This window comes from Streptomyces sp. NBC_00273 (genome assembly GCF_036178145.1).
Taxonomy (GTDB): domain Bacteria; phylum Actinomycetota; class Actinomycetes; order Streptomycetales; family Streptomycetaceae; genus Streptomyces.
This window is the reverse complement of sequence record NZ_CP108067.1, coordinates 3386789-3402218: the sequence shown is the minus strand read 5'-3', so window position 1 is coordinate 3402218 and position 15430 is coordinate 3386789. Positions and strand designations below refer to the sequence as shown.

The following is a 15430-nucleotide window of genomic DNA, read 5'->3' as shown; positions in this document are numbered from 1 at the left end:
GTACGTGAGTAAGGAAGCAACATGAGCAAGCTGCGCGTGGCAGTCCTCGGCGCCCAGGGTCGCATCGGCGCCGAGGCCGTCAAGGCGGTCGAGGCCGCCGAGGACATGGAACTGGTCGCGGCGCTCGGCCGCGGCGACAAGCTGGAGACGCTGGCCGAGGCCGGCGCCCAGGTCGCGGTCGAGCTGACCACCCCGGCATCGGTGATGGGGAACCTGGACTTCCTCATCCGTCACGGCATCCACGGAGTGGTCGGTACCACCGGCTGGACCGAGGACCGCCTCGCGCAGCTGGGCACCTGGCTCGACGGTTCGCCGGAGACCGGTGTGCTCATCGCCCCGAACTTCTCCATCGGCGCCGTCCTCACCATGAAGTTCGCCGCCCAGGCAGCCCGCTACTTCGAGTCCGTCGAGGTCGTCGAGCTGCACCACCCGAACAAGGTGGACGCCCCCTCCGGCACGGCGACCCGTACGGCGCAGCTCATCGCGGCCGCCCGCGCCGAGGCCGGCCTCGGCGCCCAGCCCGACGCCACCGCCACCGCCCTCGACGGAGCGCGCGGCGCGGACGTCGACGGCGTCCCGGTGCACGCCGTCCGCCTGCGCGGCCTGCTGGCCCACCAGGAGGTGCTCCTCGGCGGCGAGGGGGAGACCCTGACCATCCGTCACGATTCCCTGCACCACAGCAGCTTCATGCCGGGCATCCTGCTCGGCGTGCGCCGAGTGGTGCAGACCCCGGGCCTCACCTTCGGCCTGGAACACTTCCTCGACCTGGGCTGACCGGACTGATTTCACGATGCGCGCGAAGATCACCTACTTCATCACGGCCGCCGTCCTGGTGGTCTATTTCGTCCTGGTCGGCAGCCGGGGGCTGATGCTCATCCAGCACGGCACCTGGCTCACCGTCACCTTCGGGGTGGCCGTGCTGATCCTGCCGGTCATCGGTGTCTGGTTCCTCTGGCAGAACACCCGCTTCGTCACGCGGGCCAACCACCTCGCGACCGAGCTGGAGGCCGAGGGCGGGCTGCCCGTCGACGAGCTGGAACGGGACGCGTACGGGCGGATCCTGCGGGACTCCGCCGACGAGGTCTTCGCGCGCCGCAAGGCCGAGACCGAGGACGCGCCGGGGGACTGGCGCAGCTGGTTCCGGCTCGCCGTCGCCTACCACGACGCCCGGGACACCCCGCGGGCGCGCAAGGCGATGCAGCGGGCGATCGCCCTGCACGACAAGAAGCCCGTACAGGTCTGATCCCTGTACGGGCTTCCGGGGGGCGGTTCGGGCCGGTCAGGCGGCCACGGGCCGGTACTCGTCGGCCCAGGCGCCCACCGTGTCGGCGGCCCGGTCGAAGGCCTCGGTCCGCGACAGGAAGTCGGCGTTGTGGTCCGTCAGCAGCACCGGCGCCTCCGCGCCGTCCTGCGCGCCCATCGTCAGGGCCTGGCCCTGTACGGTCCTCGGCAGCCCGAGCCAGCGCACCGGCTGCTGCACCGTACGGAGCTCACCGATCTCGCTCCACGCGGTGGTGCGGGTCACGAAGAACCCCACCCGGCGCAGCCCCGCGGGGCTCACCCACAGGCCGATGCGCAGGGTCTGCACCGCAGACCCGACGACCGCGAGGGCGGCGATCAGACAGACGAGGGCTCCGCCCCAGCCACCCGCGAAGGCGACGATCATCGTGGCGAACAGCATGAAGGCCGACAGCAGGAGCAGCAGCGCGCCGATGCCCACGCGCCAGGGGCCGGGGCGGTAGGGCCGGCGCCAGCGGTCCTGGTCGGCATGGGCCAGGATCTCGTCGCCGTCGCCGTCGTCATCCACATCGGATACGCCGTCGGCCGTCAAGAAGGGCAGGGGCACGGCTGGACCTCACTCACATGCATGTTCGGTTGGGCTGTGCCCGTGAGGCTACCGCCCCTGGGACGCCTCCGACTGCTGCGACTTCTCCGGCGCCTTGCTCGGCTGCAGTGCGGGCATGCCGAGGAGCAATGAGCCGGCGAGCCCCGCAACCACGGTCAGTCCGACCAGAGTACGGGCGATCAACTGGGTCCTGCCCAGACGCTCGCGCGGCGGCGGAGTGACGTTGCTTCGGAATCGGTCGGCCTCGGAGACGAAGGCGAACGGGACGGGTTCGCGCCGGAGGAACATCAGGGTGAATCTCCTCGGGGTGGAGGGGCGTGCGTTCTCTTAGGTAGGACGTACGGGCCCGTCAATCGGTGCCGAATTTCGGGACATTAGGAAAAATTCATGGCTGTGCGTCAGCTGTACGACGCCGCACGTCGACCCTGCGCGCCGCGTGCGTCTGCGTCGGCCGTGCGAGGGGCGCCGTAGAGTGGGCCCGCCCCAGGACGCACGTTTGGAAGGACCCCCGGTGAGCGAAACCGCCGCTTCAGATCTGAAACCCAGCTTCCGCAGTGACGTGACGGTGGAGCTGGTGAAGCACTCCGCCGCCGACTCCGACGTACTGTGGGCCGCTCGCGTTTCCACGGCCGGCGAGCAGTCGCTGGAGGAGCTGCAGAAGGACCCGGAGCGCTCCAAGGGCCTCATCAACTACCTGATGCGCGACCGCCACGGCAGCCCGTTCGAGCACAACTCGATGACCTTCTTCATCAGCGCCCCGATCTTCGTCTTCCGCGAGTTCATGCGCCACCGCGTGGGCTGGTCCTACAACGAGGAGTCGGGCCGCTACAGGGAGCTCGAACCGGTCTTCTACGTCCCGGACGCCGAGCGCAAGCTGGTCCAGGAGGGCCGCCCGGGCAAGTACGTCTTCGTCGAGGGCACCCAGGCGCAGCAGGAACTGACCGGCCGCGTCATGGAGGACTCCTACGTGCAGGCCTACGAGGCCTACCGCGAGATGCTCGCCGCGGGCGTGGCCCGCGAGGTTGCCCGTTCGGTCCTGCCGGTCGGTCTTTTCTCCTCGATGTACGCCACCTGCAACGCGCGCTCGCTGATGCACTTCCTCGGTCTGCGCACGCAGCACGAGCTCGCGGCGGTCCCGTCCTTCCCGCAGCGGGAGATCGAGATGGTCGGCGAGAAGATGGAGCAGCACTGGGCGAAGCTCATGCCGCTGACGTACGCCGCCTACAACGGCAACGGTCGCGTTGCCCCGTAAGGGTCGGTACACCCGCGGCGCACAGATGTACGGCGTCAAGTCCTAAGTGTCCGTATTGCGACGTTTCGTAAACTTCATCTAGGCTGATCAAACGGACCCGGCACTGCTTGAACCCCCGAGCAGGCAGTGCCGGCGTCCAACACCCCGTTGACGTCCCCCGAGGGGACACCGCGAGCATGGCAGCGAGTAGCGTGTTACCCATGGCTCCGATCTCGACTCCGCAGACCCCCTTCGGGCGGGTCCTCACCGCCATGATCACGCCGTTTACGGCGGATGGCGTACTCGACCTCGACGGCGCGCAGCGGCTCGCCGTCCACCTGGTGGACGCAGGCAACGACGGCCTCATCATCAACGGCACCACCGGTGAGTCGCCGACCACCACCGACGCGGAGAAAAACGACCTCGTACGAGCCGTACTCGAAGCCGTCGGAGACCGCGCCCACGTGGTCGCCGGCATCGGTACCAACGACACCCGCCACACCCTCGAGCTGGCCCGCCAGGCCGAGCGCACCGGCGCACACGGCCTGCTCGCCGTCACCCCGTACTACAGCAAGCCGCCGCAGGAAGGCCTCTTCCGGCACTTCACGGCGATCGCCGACGCCACCGAGCTGCCGGTCATGCTCTACGACATCCCCGGCCGCAGCGGTGTCCCGATCGACACCGAAACCCTGGTCCGGCTGGCCGATCACCCCCGTATCGTTGCCAACAAGGACGCCAAGGGCGACCTCGGCCGGGCAAGCTGGGCCATCGCGCAGAGCGGCCTGGCCTGGTACTCGGGCGACGACATGCTGAACCTGCCGCTCCTGTCGGTCGGCGCGGTCGGATTCGTCTCCGTGGTCAGCCACGTGGTCACCCCCGAGCTGCGCGCCATGCTGGAGGCCCACCTGGGCGGAGACGTCCAGAAGGCGACCGAGATCCACCAGAAGTTGCTCCCGATCTTCACCGGCATGTTCCGTACCCAGGGTGTGATGACCACCAAGGGTGCGCTGAACCTGCAGGGCCTGCCCGCGGGCCCGCTGCGGCTCCCGCTGATCGAGCTGACCGCCGAAGAGACGGCCCAACTCAAGATCGATCTTGCCGCCGGCGGGGTACAGCTCTGACAACAGACTTCACAACCGAATAAGCGCGAACAAACAAATACGGAACAGACAACAGCAAGTGCACGAATGACATGCGCGCCACGTGCCTTCCGGGGTACGTGGCGTGCGTGGTGAGGAGACACTTTTGAGCCATCCGCATCCGGAACTCGGTCCGCCGCCGAAGCTGCCCAAGGGCGGCCTCAGGGTCACCCCCCTGGGTGGTCTCGGCGAGATCGGCCGCAACATGACCGTCTTCGAGTACGACGGCCGTCTGCTGATCGTCGACTGCGGCGTCCTCTTCCCCGAGGAAGAGCAGCCGGGCATCGACCTGATCCTGCCGGACTTCACGTCCATCAGGGACCGCCTCGACGACATCGACGGCATCGTCCTGACGCACGGCCACGAGGACCACATCGGCGCCGTCCCCTACCTCCTCCGGGAGAAGGCGGACATCCCGCTGATCGGCTCCAAGCTGACGCTGGCCCTCATCGAGGCGAAGCTCCAGGAGCACCGCATCCGCCCCTACACCCTTGAGGTGAAGGAAGGCGAGCGCGAGGCCCTCGGCCCGTTCGACTGCGAGTTCATCGCGGTCAACCACTCCATCCCGGACGCCCTGGCCGTGGCCATCCGTACCGGCGCCGGCATGGTCGTCGCCACCGGCGACTTCAAGATGGACCAGCTCCCGCTGGACAAGCGCCTCACCGACCTGCACGCCTTCGCGCGTCTGAGCGAAGAGGGCATCGACCTTCTCCTCTCCGACTCCACGAACGCCGAGGTCCCGGGCTTCGTCCCGCCCGAGCGCGACATCTCCAACGCCATCCGCGGGGTCTTCGCGGGTGCCCAGAAGCGGATCATCGTGGCGTCCTTCGCCAGCCACGTGCACCGCATCCAGCAGATCCTCGACGCCGCCCACGAGTACGGCCGCAGGGTCGCCTTCGTCGGCCGCTCGATGGTCCGCAACATGGGCATCGCCCGTGACCTCGGCTACCTGAAGGTCCCGGCCGGCCTCGTCGTCGACGTCAAGACCCTCGACGACCTGCCGGACGACGAGGTCGTGCTGGTCTGTACGGGATCCCAGGGCGAGCCGATGGCGGCCCTGTCCCGCATGGCCAACCGCGACCACCAGATCCGGATCGTCCCCGGCGACACCGTGATCCTGGCGTCGTCCCTGATCCCGGGCAACGAGAACGCGGTCTACCGCGTGATCAACGGCCTGACCCGCTGGGGCGCCAACGTGGTGCACAAGGGCAACGCCAAGGTGCACGTCTCGGGCCACGCCTCGGCCGGCGAGCTGCTGTACTTCTACAACATCTGCAAGCCGCGGAACCTGATGCCGGTCCACGGCGAATGGCGCCACCTGCGCGCCAACGCCGAGCTCGGTGCCATGACGGGCGTCCCGAAGGACCGCATCGTCATCGCCGAGGACGGCGTGGTCGTCGACCTGATCGACGGCAAGGCCCGGATCTCCGGCAAGGTCCAGGCCGGCTACGTGTACGTGGACGGCCTCTCGGTCGGCGACGTCACGGAAGTCCACCTCAAGGACCGCAAGATCCTCGGCGACGAGGGCATCATCTCGGTCTACGTCGTGGTGGACAGCAGCACCGGCAAGGTCGTCAGCGGCCCGAACATCCAGGCCCGCGGCTCCGGCATCGAGGACTCGGCCTTCTCCTCGGTCATCCCGAAGATCGAGGAAGCCATCGCCCGCGCCGCGGCCGACGGCGTGGCCGAGCCGCACCAGATCCAGCAGCTCATCCGCCGCACGATGGGCAAGTGGGTCTCGGACGGCTATCGCCGCCGCCCGATGATCCTGCCGGTCGTCGTCGAGGTCTGACCCTCGCCGTAGCGACCGAACGGGAGCGGGGCAACCGGATTTGCATCCGGGGGCCCCGCTCCAGTACGTTTACGTCTCCACCTCGCACGGCACCCCGGCACACACGTGTGTCCGGACGAGCCATGCGGGCGGGTGGGAATCAAGACCCAGGGAGACCTGATAAAGTCTGATCCGCCCGAAAGGGAAAGGCCCGTCCAACGGCCACCAATTCAAATCCCAGCCGGAAACGGTACGGAAATGTTCTGGTAAGGTTGGAACCGCCGAAAGGGAAAGCGCGAAAGCGAAAACCTGGAAAGCGCCGAGGAAGTCGGACACGAAAGAGTCTGATAGAGTCGGAAACGCAAGAACAGAACGAAAGCCCGGAGGAAAGCCCCAGCGGATGTCGCGGGGGTGAGTACAAAGGAAGCGTCCGTTCCTTGAGAACTCAACAGCGTGCCAAAAATCAACGCCAGAAGTTGATACCCCGTCCACTTCGGTGGATGAGGTTCCTTTGAAAAAGACCTGTGAGGCTTCCTCGTGGAGCACTTGCAGGCAACAACACAGCGAGGACGTTGTGGCGCGTCGGTCTTATTCCGACATGACGTGCCCGCTCTAAGTGATGTGTGCACCCGATTACGGGTAAACATTCATGGAGAGTTTGATCCTGGCTCAGGACGAACGCTGGCGGCGTGCTTAACACATGCAAGTCGAACGATGAAGCCCTTCGGGGTGGATTAGTGGCGAACGGGTGAGTAACACGTGGGCAATCTGCCCTTCACTCTGGGACAAGCCCTGGAAACGGGGTCTAATACCGGATACCACTCCTGCCTGCATGGGCGGGGGTTGAAAGCTCCGGCGGTGAAGGATGAGCCCGCGGCCTATCAGCTTGTTGGTGGGGTAATGGCCCACCAAGGCGACGACGGGTAGCCGGCCTGAGAGGGCGACCGGCCACACTGGGACTGAGACACGGCCCAGACTCCTACGGGAGGCAGCAGTGGGGAATATTGCACAATGGGCGAAAGCCTGATGCAGCGACGCCGCGTGAGGGATGACGGCCTTCGGGTTGTAAACCTCTTTCAGCAGGGAAGAAGCGAAAGTGACGGTACCTGCAGAAGAAGCGCCGGCTAACTACGTGCCAGCAGCCGCGGTAATACGTAGGGCGCAAGCGTTGTCCGGAATTATTGGGCGTAAAGAGCTCGTAGGCGGCTTGTCACGTCGGATGTGAAAGCCCGAGGCTTAACCTCGGGTCTGCATTCGATACGGGCTAGCTAGAGTGTGGTAGGGGAGATCGGAATTCCTGGTGTAGCGGTGAAATGCGCAGATATCAGGAGGAACACCGGTGGCGAAGGCGGATCTCTGGGCCATTACTGACGCTGAGGAGCGAAAGCGTGGGGAGCGAACAGGATTAGATACCCTGGTAGTCCACGCCGTAAACGTTGGGAACTAGGTGTTGGCGACATTCCACGTCGTCGGTGCCGCAGCTAACGCATTAAGTTCCCCGCCTGGGGAGTACGGCCGCAAGGCTAAAACTCAAAGGAATTGACGGGGGCCCGCACAAGCGGCGGAGCATGTGGCTTAATTCGACGCAACGCGAAGAACCTTACCAAGGCTTGACATATACCGGAAAGCATTAGAGATAGTGCCCCCCTTGTGGTCGGTATACAGGTGGTGCATGGCTGTCGTCAGCTCGTGTCGTGAGATGTTGGGTTAAGTCCCGCAACGAGCGCAACCCTTGTCCTGTGTTGCCAGCATGCCCTTCGGGGTGATGGGGACTCACAGGAGACCGCCGGGGTCAACTCGGAGGAAGGTGGGGACGACGTCAAGTCATCATGCCCCTTATGTCTTGGGCTGCACACGTGCTACAATGGCCGGTACAATGAGCTGCGATACCGTGAGGTGGAGCGAATCTCAAAAAGCCGGTCTCAGTTCGGATTGGGGTCTGCAACTCGACCCCATGAAGTCGGAGTCGCTAGTAATCGCAGATCAGCATTGCTGCGGTGAATACGTTCCCGGGCCTTGTACACACCGCCCGTCACGTCACGAAAGTCGGTAACACCCGAAGCCGGTGGCCCAACCCGTAAGGGAGGGAGCTGTCGAAGGTGGGACTGGCGATTGGGACGAAGTCGTAACAAGGTAGCCGTACCGGAAGGTGCGGCTGGATCACCTCCTTTCTAAGGAGCACAGTACCGATTGCAGACAAACGTTCTGCACGGTCAGCTCATGGGTGGAACGTTGATTAGTTGGCATCTTCGGTCTGATGGTTCTCGAGTACTGCTTCGGCGTGGAAAGAGGAGACGGATGAACGGAGATGCTTGGCACGTTGTTGGGTCCTGAAGGTACGGCCGTAAGGTCATGTCTTCAGTGCCGGCCCCAGTGAAGCATTCCTTAGGGAGTGTGTGATGGGTGGCTGGTCGTTGTTTGAGAACTACACAGTGGACGCGAGCATCTGTGGCCAAGTTTTTAAGGGCGCACGGTGGATGCCTTGGCACCAGGAACCGATGAAGGACGTGAGAGGCCGCGATAGGCCCCGGGGAGCTGCCAACTGAGCTTTGATCCGGGGGTGTCCGAATGGGGAAACCCGGCAGTCGTCATGGGCTGTCACCCACTGCTGAACACATAGGCAGTGTGGAGGGAACGAGGGGAAGTGAAACATCTCAGTACCCTCAGGAAGAGAAAACAACCGTGATTCCGGGAGTAGTGGCGAGCGAAACCGGATGAGGCCAAACCGTATGCGTGTGATACCCGGCAGGGGTTGCGCATGCGGGGTTGTGGGAATGAGCTTGATCGGTCTGCCGGCCGGTCGGCGAGTCAGAAACCGTTGATGTAGTCGAAGGACATGCGAAAGGTCCGGCGTAGAGGGTAAGACCCCCGTAGACGAAACATCAGCGGCTTGCTTGCTCATCTCCCAAGTAGCACGGGGCCCGAGAAATCCCGTGTGAATCTGGCGGGACCACCCGCTAAGCCTAAATATTCCCTGGTGACCGATAGCGGATAGTACCGTGAGGGAATGGTGAAAAGTACCGCGGGAGCGGAGTGAAATAGTACCTGAAACCGTGTGCCTACAAGCCGTGGGAGCGTCGCTGTATGTGCTTGCACATACAGTCGTGACTGCGTGCCTTTTGAAGAATGAGCCTGCGAGTTAGCGGTGTGTAGCGAGGTTAACCCGTGTGGGGAAGCCGTAGCGAAAGCGAGTCCGAATAGGGCGATTGAGTTGCACGCTCTAGACCCGAAGCGGAGTGATCTAGCCATGGGCAGGTTGAAGCGGAGGTAAGACTTCGTGGAGGACCGAACCCACCAGGGTTGAAAACCTGGGGGATGACCTGTGGTTAGGGGTGAAAGGCCAATCAAACTCCGTGATAGCTGGTTCTCCCCGAAATGCATTTAGGTGCAGCGTCGTGTGTTTCTTGCCGGAGGTAGAGCACTGGATAGGCGATGGGCCCTACCGGGTTACTGACCTTAGCCAAACTCCGAATGCCGGTAAGTGAGAGCACGGCAGTGAGACTGTGGGGGATAAGCTCCATGGTCGAGAGGGAAACAGCCCAGAGCATCGACTAAGGCCCCTAAGCGTACGCTAAGTGGGAAAGGATGTGGAGTCGCAGAGACAACCAGGAGGTTGGCTTAGAAGCAGCCACCCTTGAAAGAGTGCGTAATAGCTCACTGGTCAAGTGATTCCGCGCCGACAATGTAGCGGGGCTCAAGCGTACCGCCGAAGTCGTGTCATTGCAGCAATAGGGCCAACGCCCGCTGTGATGGGTAGGGGAGCGTCGTGTGCCGGGTGAAGCAGCAGCGGAAGCTAGTTGTGGACGGTTCACGAGTGAGAATGCAGGCATGAGTAGCGATACACACGTGAGAAACGTGTGCGCCGATTGACTAAGGGTTCCTGGGTCAAGCTGATCTGCCCAGGGTAAGTCGGGACCTAAGGCGAGGCCGACAGGCGTAGTCGATGGACAACCGGTTGATATTCCGGTACCCGCTTTGAAACGCCCAATATCGAATCAGGCGATGCTAAGTCCGTGAAGCCGTTCCGGACCCTTCGGGGAAAGGAAAGTGGTGGAGCCGACGAACCAGACTTGTAGTAGGTAAGCGATGGGGTGACGCAGGAAGGTAGTCCAGCCCGGGCGGTGGTAGTCCCGGGGTAAGGGTGTAGGCCGAGGGGTAGGCAAATCCGTCCCTCATTAAGGCTGAGACCTGATGCCGAGCCGATTGTGGTGAAGTGGATGATCCTATGCTGTCGAGAAAAGCCTCTAGCGAGTTTCATGGCGGCCCGTACCCTAAACCGACTCAGGTGGTCAGGTAGAGAATACCGAGGCGTTCGGGTGAACTATGGTTAAGGAACTCGGCAAAATGCCCCCGTAACTTCGGGAGAAGGGGGGCCATCACTGGTGATAGCACTTGCTGCTTGAGCTGGGGGTGGCCGCAGAGACCAGCGAGAAGCGACTGTTTACTAAAAACACAGGTCCGTGCGAAGCCGTAAGGCGATGTATACGGACTGACGCCTGCCCGGTGCTGGAACGTTAAGGGGACCGGTTAGTGACCTTTCGGGGTTGCGAAGCTGAGAACTTAAGCGCCAGTAAACGGCGGTGGTAACTATAACCATCCTAAGGTAGCGAAATTCCTTGTCGGGTAAGTTCCGACCTGCACGAATGGCGTAACGACTTCTCGACTGTCTCAACCATAGGCCCGGTGAAATTGCACTACGAGTAAAGATGCTCGTTTCGCGCAGCAGGACGGAAAGACCCCGGGACCTTTACTACAGTTTGATATTGGTGTTCGGTTCGGCTTGTGTAGGATAGGTGGGAGACTTTGAAGCAGCCACGCCAGTGGTTGTGGAGTCGCCGTTGAAATACCACTCTGGTCGTGCTGGATGTCTAACCTCGGTCCGTGATCCGGATCAGGGACAGTGTCTGATGGGTAGTTTAACTGGGGCGGTTGCCTCCCAAAGGGTAACGGAGGCGCCCAAAGGTTCCCTCAGCCTGGTTGGCAATCAGGTGTTGAGTGTAAGTGCACAAGGGAGCTTGACTGTGAGACCGACGGGTCGAGCAGGGACGAAAGTCGGGACTAGTGATCCGGCGGTGGCTTGTGGAAGCGCCGTCGCTCAACGGATAAAAGGTACCCCGGGGATAACAGGCTGATCTTCCCCAAGAGTCCATATCGACGGGATGGTTTGGCACCTCGATGTCGGCTCGTCGCATCCTGGGGCTGGAGTCGGTCCCAAGGGTTGGGCTGTTCGCCCATTAAAGCGGTACGCGAGCTGGGTTTAGAACGTCGTGAGACAGTTCGGTCCCTATCCGCTGTGCGCGTAGGAATATTGAGAAGGGCTGTCCCTAGTACGAGAGGACCGGGACGGACGAACCTCTGGTGTGCCAGTTGTCCTGCCAAGGGCATGGCTGGTTGGCTACGTTCGGGAGGGATAACCGCTGAAAGCATCTAAGCGGGAAGCCTGCTTCAAGATGAGTATTCCCACCTCCTTGAGAGGGTAAGGCTCCCAGTAGACGACTGGGTTGATAGGCCAGATGTGGAAGCCCGGTAACGGGTGAAGCTGACTGGTACTAATAGGCCGAGGGCTTGTCCTCAGTTGCTCGCGTCCACTGTGTTAGTTCTGAAATAACGAACAGCTGTGTCAACACCAGCGTTCAAATTTCATAGTGTTTCGGTGGTCATAGCGTTAGGGAAACGCCCGGTTACATTCCGAACCCGGAAGCTAAGCCTTTCAGCGCCGATGGTACTGCAGGGGGGACCCTGTGGGAGAGTAGGACGCCGCCGAACAACCCGCCCTTTTAGCTCAGTCGGTAGAGCGTCTCCATGGTAAGGAGAAGGTCAACGGTTCGATTCCGTTAAAGGGCTCCAATGAAAAAGGCCCCCGCCAATTGGCGGGGGCCTTTTTTGTTTTCCGGCACGGACGTGCCCGTGCCGCACGGCCGGCGCGGGCCTCCGATGACCGGAGGGGCGGGCCCTAGCGGAGCTGCCTACCATGGATGTGAAGGGTAGATAAGGTACGTCCGGCGGCTTCGAGGTGTCCCCACGGGGCCGCTCGGCTGGCCCAGGAGGCGTGATGACCGTACCCCCCGACGCAGCGGCACCACAGCACACGCAGGGCGACCCCGAGGACGTCCTCAAGCACCTCGGGAGCACGTGGCACTGGGCACTCGGTTTCGCCCTCGCGACCCTGATCCCCGGCATCTTGGTGCTCGTCTGGCCCGACGAGACGTTGCACATCCTGGCCGTCATCATCGGTCTGCAGTTCCTGGTGGCGGGCGCCTTCCGGTTCGTCACCGCCTTTTCGCACAGCCGCGACGGCGGCAGCAGGCTGGCGGGTGTCCTGATCGCCATGCTCGCGTTCCTGGCGGGCGTCCTGGTGCTGCGCCATCCGATGCAGACGATCGGCGCGCTGAGTTTGATCATCGGCGTGTTCTGGTTGCTGTCCGGTGTGCTCGCGGCGTTCACCGCGATCGCCGACCGCACGCTCGTCCACCGGGGCCTGCAGTTCGGCCTGGGTGCTCTCGGCGCCGTCGCCGGAATCGTCGTGCTCTGCTTCCCGGTGGACTCCGCCGTGGCCCTGACACGGCTGCTGGGACTCTGGCTCGTCCTGCTGGGCGTGTTCGAGCTGGTGATGGCCTTTGCGCTGCGTTCGGCCACCCGCCAGGTCACGTCGGCCCGCCCGGGGTGAAGACCGGGCGGCGACGGGCTCCTACTTCCGTGAACTGAACGGACTGGCCTGAGAACCGAACTGAAGAACCTGAACCTGGGCTCGGCGTGCGCCGGGCCCAGGCCCGTGCGGAGACGGGCGCCGGCTATTCGCCCATGCGCTGTTCCGGGACGCGGAAGGCGAGGATCGCCATGTCGTCCGACGCGGGTTCCGCGGCGAAGCGTTCCACCGCCCGCAGGACGCGGGAGGCGACCGCGCCCGCAGTGAGGCCCGTACACGTGGTGAGGACCTCGGCGAGCCCGTCGTCGCCCAGCATGCGGGTGCCCTCGCGGCGCTCGGTCACGCCGTCGGTGACGCAGAGCAGCACGTCGCCGGGGTCGAGGGTGAGGGTCTGTTCGTAGAGGTCCAGGTCGTCGATCACGCCCAGCAGCGGCTGCGGGTCCGCGGCCGCGTCGACCTGGCCGTTCGGGCGCAGGCGCAGCGGCAGCGGGTGGCCCGCGCAGACGACCTTCATCAGGGCGCCGCCGTCGGGCTGGGGGTGGAGCTCACCGTAGAGGAGGGTGAGGAAGCGGCTGCGGGCGCCCTCGTCGAGGATGGCCGCGTTGAGGCGTTCGAGGACCGCCGGACCGCCGAGGCCCTCGCGGGCCAGCAGGCGCAGCGCGTGCCGGGCGAGGCCCGTGACGGCGGCGGCCTCCGGGCCCGTACCGCAGACGTCGCCGATGGCGAAGCCGTACGCGCCGTCGCGGATCGGGAAGACGTCGTAGAAGTCGCCGCCGACCTCGTTGCCCTCGCCGGCCGCGCGGTAGATCACCTCGACCTCCATGCCGGGGATCGCGGGGGAGCCGGGCGGCAACAGGCTGCGCTGGAGGGAGCGGCTGATCGCGGTGCGCTCCGAGTACAGGCGGGCGTTGTCGAGGGCCAGGGCGGCGCGGCGGGAGAGGTCCTCGGCGAGTTCGAGGATCTCCTGGCGGAAGTGTTCCTCGCGCGGCTTGCCGAGGGTCAGCATGCCGATCACGCGGTTGCGGGCGAGGAGGGGCAGGACCACCGTCTCGCCGCCGACCGCGACGGTCGCCTCCGGCCACGGGCGGGCGCCGGCCTCGCGGACCGGTTCGGGCGGGCTGAGTTGGGAGAGCAGGTCCTTGAGGCCGTCGATGCGTTCCTCGTCCTCGTGGAGGACGTAGGAGAGGTACGGATCGGAGGACTGGTCGGCGATGGTGTAGACGGCGCACCAGGTGGCCAGGGTCGGGACGGTCATCTGGGCCATGAGGGCCAGGGTCTGGTCCCGGTCGAGGGTGCCGGCCAGCAGGTCGGAGGCCTCGACGAGGAAGGAGAGGGAACCGCGGCGCAGGCGCTCCAGTTCGCCGAGCCGGGCGGATTCGACGGCGAGCGCGATGCGGTCGGCGGCGAACTGGAGGTGCAGGGCCTCTTCGTTGGAGTAGCGGCCGGGGGTTTCGGCGGCGACGCCGAGGGAGCCGGTGAGGCGGCCTTCCACCTTCAGGGGGACGGTCACGGCGGAGCGCATGCCGGTGGCCTCCAGGAGCGGCACGGCTCCGGGGGAGGCGATGAGGTCGTCGTGCACGGCGGGCATGCGGGCGGAGCCGTACCGGTTGGTGCCGGCCTCGACCGGGACGCGGGCGAAGCGCTGGCGGGTGGAGGGCAGGCCGGTGGTGGCGCGGACCTCCAGCTCGGTCTCGTCGTCGGTGGCGAGCAGCAGGAAGGCGGAGTCGGCGTCGAGGAGGTCCCGGGCGCGCTCCACGGTGCGCTGGAGGAGCCCGTCGAGGTCGTCGGGGGCGGGGGAGCCGATGAAGACCTCGAAGGGGTCCGTGGGGCGGGGCTCGGTGAAGTGGCCGCCGTCCGAGGTGGGTACCCGTACGGGGGTCTGGAGCAGGGCGCGCTCGTCGTCGTGGACGAGGAGGCAGACGATGGAGGGTTCGCCGTGGGCGTCGCGGACCCGCAGGTGCGAGGCGAAGACGGGGATGACGCGGCCGTCGGCGCCGCGGACGCCGTAGCTGCCCTCCCAGCGGGACAGGCGCAGGGCCTCGGCGATGCCGGTTCCGGTGCCGGGGGTCTGGGGCCAGGCGGCGAGCTCGGCGAGCGGGCGGCCGAGCGCCTTCTCGGCGGGGTGGCCGAAGATGTGCTCGGCGTCCTCGTTCCAGGCGGAGATGGCGTCGTCCGAGTCGATCTGGAGGACGGCGACGCGGACCCGGCTGTCGGCCAGGGGGAGCAGCTGGTCGGGGACGACGGGGCCCGCGGAGCGGGTACCGACCGGCCGGTCTGGCAGATCGAGGCGGAACCACACGTGCTTGTGGGTGGCGGTGTACTCGACGCCCCAGCGGGTGGCGAGGGCGGCGCACAGCATCAGGCCGCGGCCGTTCTCGCGGTCGGGGTCGGCGTAGGGGCGCTCGCCGGGGTGCTGGAGCGGGAGCTCGCGCTCCGGGTACCGGTCGGCGACCTCGACCCGTACGCCGCCGTCGGCGCGCAGGCACAGGACCTCGGCCCGGGTGCCGGCGTGGACCACGGCATTGGTGACGAGCTCGCTGGTGAGGACCACCGCGTCGTCGACGATGTCCGCGAAGCCCCAGCCGTGCAGGGTGTCGCGGACGAACCCGCGGGCGGCGGCGACCGAGCGCCCGAGGGGATCGAAGCTGGCAGCCGCCCGTGCCGTGATCACGAGTCTCCTTCGACGCGGTTGGACATCGGGTGCCAGGTTACTTACCTTCACGGTCGGCATGGTGCCGTCGTCGGGGATTCCACCCGCAGGGTACGGCGGGTGTGCGATGGTGCCGAAGTGTTATGG

The 15430-nt window shown here is 65.1% G+C and carries 9 protein-coding genes, 1 tRNA gene and 3 rRNA genes; 10 read left to right on the top strand and 3 right to left on the bottom strand.

The window, feature by feature from the left end; translation table 11 throughout:
* Positions 1 to 21 precede the first annotated feature (21 nt).
* Both dapB and OG386_RS14185 read left to right on the top strand, forming a co-directional pair.
* Positions 22 to 774 (top strand): 4-hydroxy-tetrahydrodipicolinate reductase, encoded by a 753-nt coding sequence (gene dapB, locus OG386_RS14190; protein ID WP_328788478.1) that lies wholly within the window; start codon positions 22 to 24, stop codon positions 772 to 774.
* 16 nt (positions 775 to 790) lie between these two features.
* Positions 791 to 1243, top strand: a complete 453-nt coding sequence (locus OG386_RS14185) for a hypothetical protein (protein WP_030011066.1) — start codon at positions 791 to 793, stop codon at positions 1241 to 1243.
* A gap of 36 nt (positions 1244 to 1279) precedes the next feature.
* On the opposite strand, the gene OG386_RS14180 is transcribed toward OG386_RS14185, so the two are convergent.
* The gene (locus OG386_RS14180) at positions 1280 to 1846 is read right to left on the bottom strand and encodes a hypothetical protein (RefSeq protein WP_443053169.1); all 567 of its coding nucleotides are present in this window, start codon (positions 1844 to 1846) and stop codon (positions 1280 to 1282) included.
* Positions 1847 to 1894: 48 nt separating this feature from the next.
* The gene (locus OG386_RS14175; RefSeq protein ID WP_030011068.1) at positions 1895 to 2134 is read right to left on the bottom strand and encodes a hypothetical protein; all 240 of its coding nucleotides are present in this window, start codon (positions 2132 to 2134) and stop codon (positions 1895 to 1897) included.
* A gap of 223 nt (positions 2135 to 2357) precedes the next feature.
* On the opposite strand from OG386_RS14175, the gene thyX reads away from it, so the two are divergent.
* From thyX to OG386_RS14135, 8 genes are all read left to right on the top strand, one after another.
* Complete coding sequence (thyX, locus tag OG386_RS14170) at positions 2358 to 3098, top strand: FAD-dependent thymidylate synthase (protein ID WP_030011069.1); 741 nt, start codon at positions 2358 to 2360, stop codon at positions 3096 to 3098.
* Positions 3099 to 3298: 200 nt separating this feature from the next.
* A complete protein-coding gene (gene dapA / locus OG386_RS14165) occupies positions 3299 to 4198 on the top strand; it encodes a 4-hydroxy-tetrahydrodipicolinate synthase (RefSeq protein WP_328788477.1) in 900 nt (299 codons plus the stop codon).
* Positions 4199 to 4322: 124 nt separating this feature from the next.
* Positions 4323 to 6008: a ribonuclease J gene (locus tag OG386_RS14160; RefSeq protein WP_328788476.1), complete on the top strand. Its 1686-nt coding sequence runs from the start codon at positions 4323 to 4325 to the stop codon at positions 6006 to 6008.
* 625 nt (positions 6009 to 6633) lie between these two features.
* Positions 6634 to 8158: ribosomal RNA gene (locus tag OG386_RS14155) — 16S ribosomal RNA — on the top strand.
* A gap of 279 nt (positions 8159 to 8437) precedes the next feature.
* Positions 8438 to 11560 (top strand): 23S ribosomal RNA (locus tag OG386_RS14150).
* 76 nt (positions 11561 to 11636) lie between these two features.
* Positions 11637 to 11753, top strand: a 5S ribosomal RNA gene (rrf, locus tag OG386_RS14145).
* Together the 16S, 23S and 5S rRNA genes with 1 tRNA gene alongside form the textbook arrangement of a ribosomal RNA operon.
* A gap of 5 nt (positions 11754 to 11758) precedes the next feature.
* Positions 11759 to 11834 (top strand) — tRNA-Thr (locus OG386_RS14140).
* Between the two features lie 205 nt (positions 11835 to 12039).
* Positions 12040 to 12654 (top strand): HdeD family acid-resistance protein, encoded by a 615-nt coding sequence (locus OG386_RS14135; RefSeq protein ID WP_328788475.1) that lies wholly within the window; start codon positions 12040 to 12042, stop codon positions 12652 to 12654.
* 124 nt (positions 12655 to 12778) lie between these two features.
* Here the strand turns inward: OG386_RS14135 and OG386_RS14130 are convergent, their stop codons facing one another.
* A complete protein-coding gene (locus OG386_RS14130; protein ID WP_328788474.1) occupies positions 12779 to 15364 on the bottom strand; it encodes a SpoIIE family protein phosphatase in 2586 nt (861 codons plus the stop codon).
* Between the last annotated feature and the right edge of the window lie 66 nt (positions 15365 to 15430).

Excerpts from the sequence above, each read along its gene's own strand:
- dapB (WP_328788478.1), top strand. The coding sequence starts at position 22 with ATGAGCAAGCTGCGCGTGGCAGTCCTCGGCGCCCAGGGTCGCATCGGC.
- OG386_RS14185 (WP_030011066.1), top strand. The coding sequence starts at position 791 with ATGCGCGCGAAGATCACCTACTTCATCACGGCCGCCGTCCTGGTGGTC.
- OG386_RS14175 (WP_030011068.1), bottom strand. The coding sequence starts at position 2,134 with ATGTTCCTCCGGCGCGAACCCGTCCCGTTCGCCTTCGTCTCCGAGGCC.
- dapA (WP_328788477.1), top strand. The coding sequence starts at position 3,299 with ATGGCTCCGATCTCGACTCCGCAGACCCCCTTCGGGCGGGTCCTCACC.
- OG386_RS14135 (WP_328788475.1), top strand. The coding sequence starts at position 12,040 with ATGACCGTACCCCCCGACGCAGCGGCACCACAGCACACGCAGGGCGAC.
- OG386_RS14130 (WP_328788474.1), bottom strand. The coding sequence starts at position 15,364 with ATGCCGACCGTGAAGGTAAGTAACCTGGCACCCGATGTCCAACCGCGT.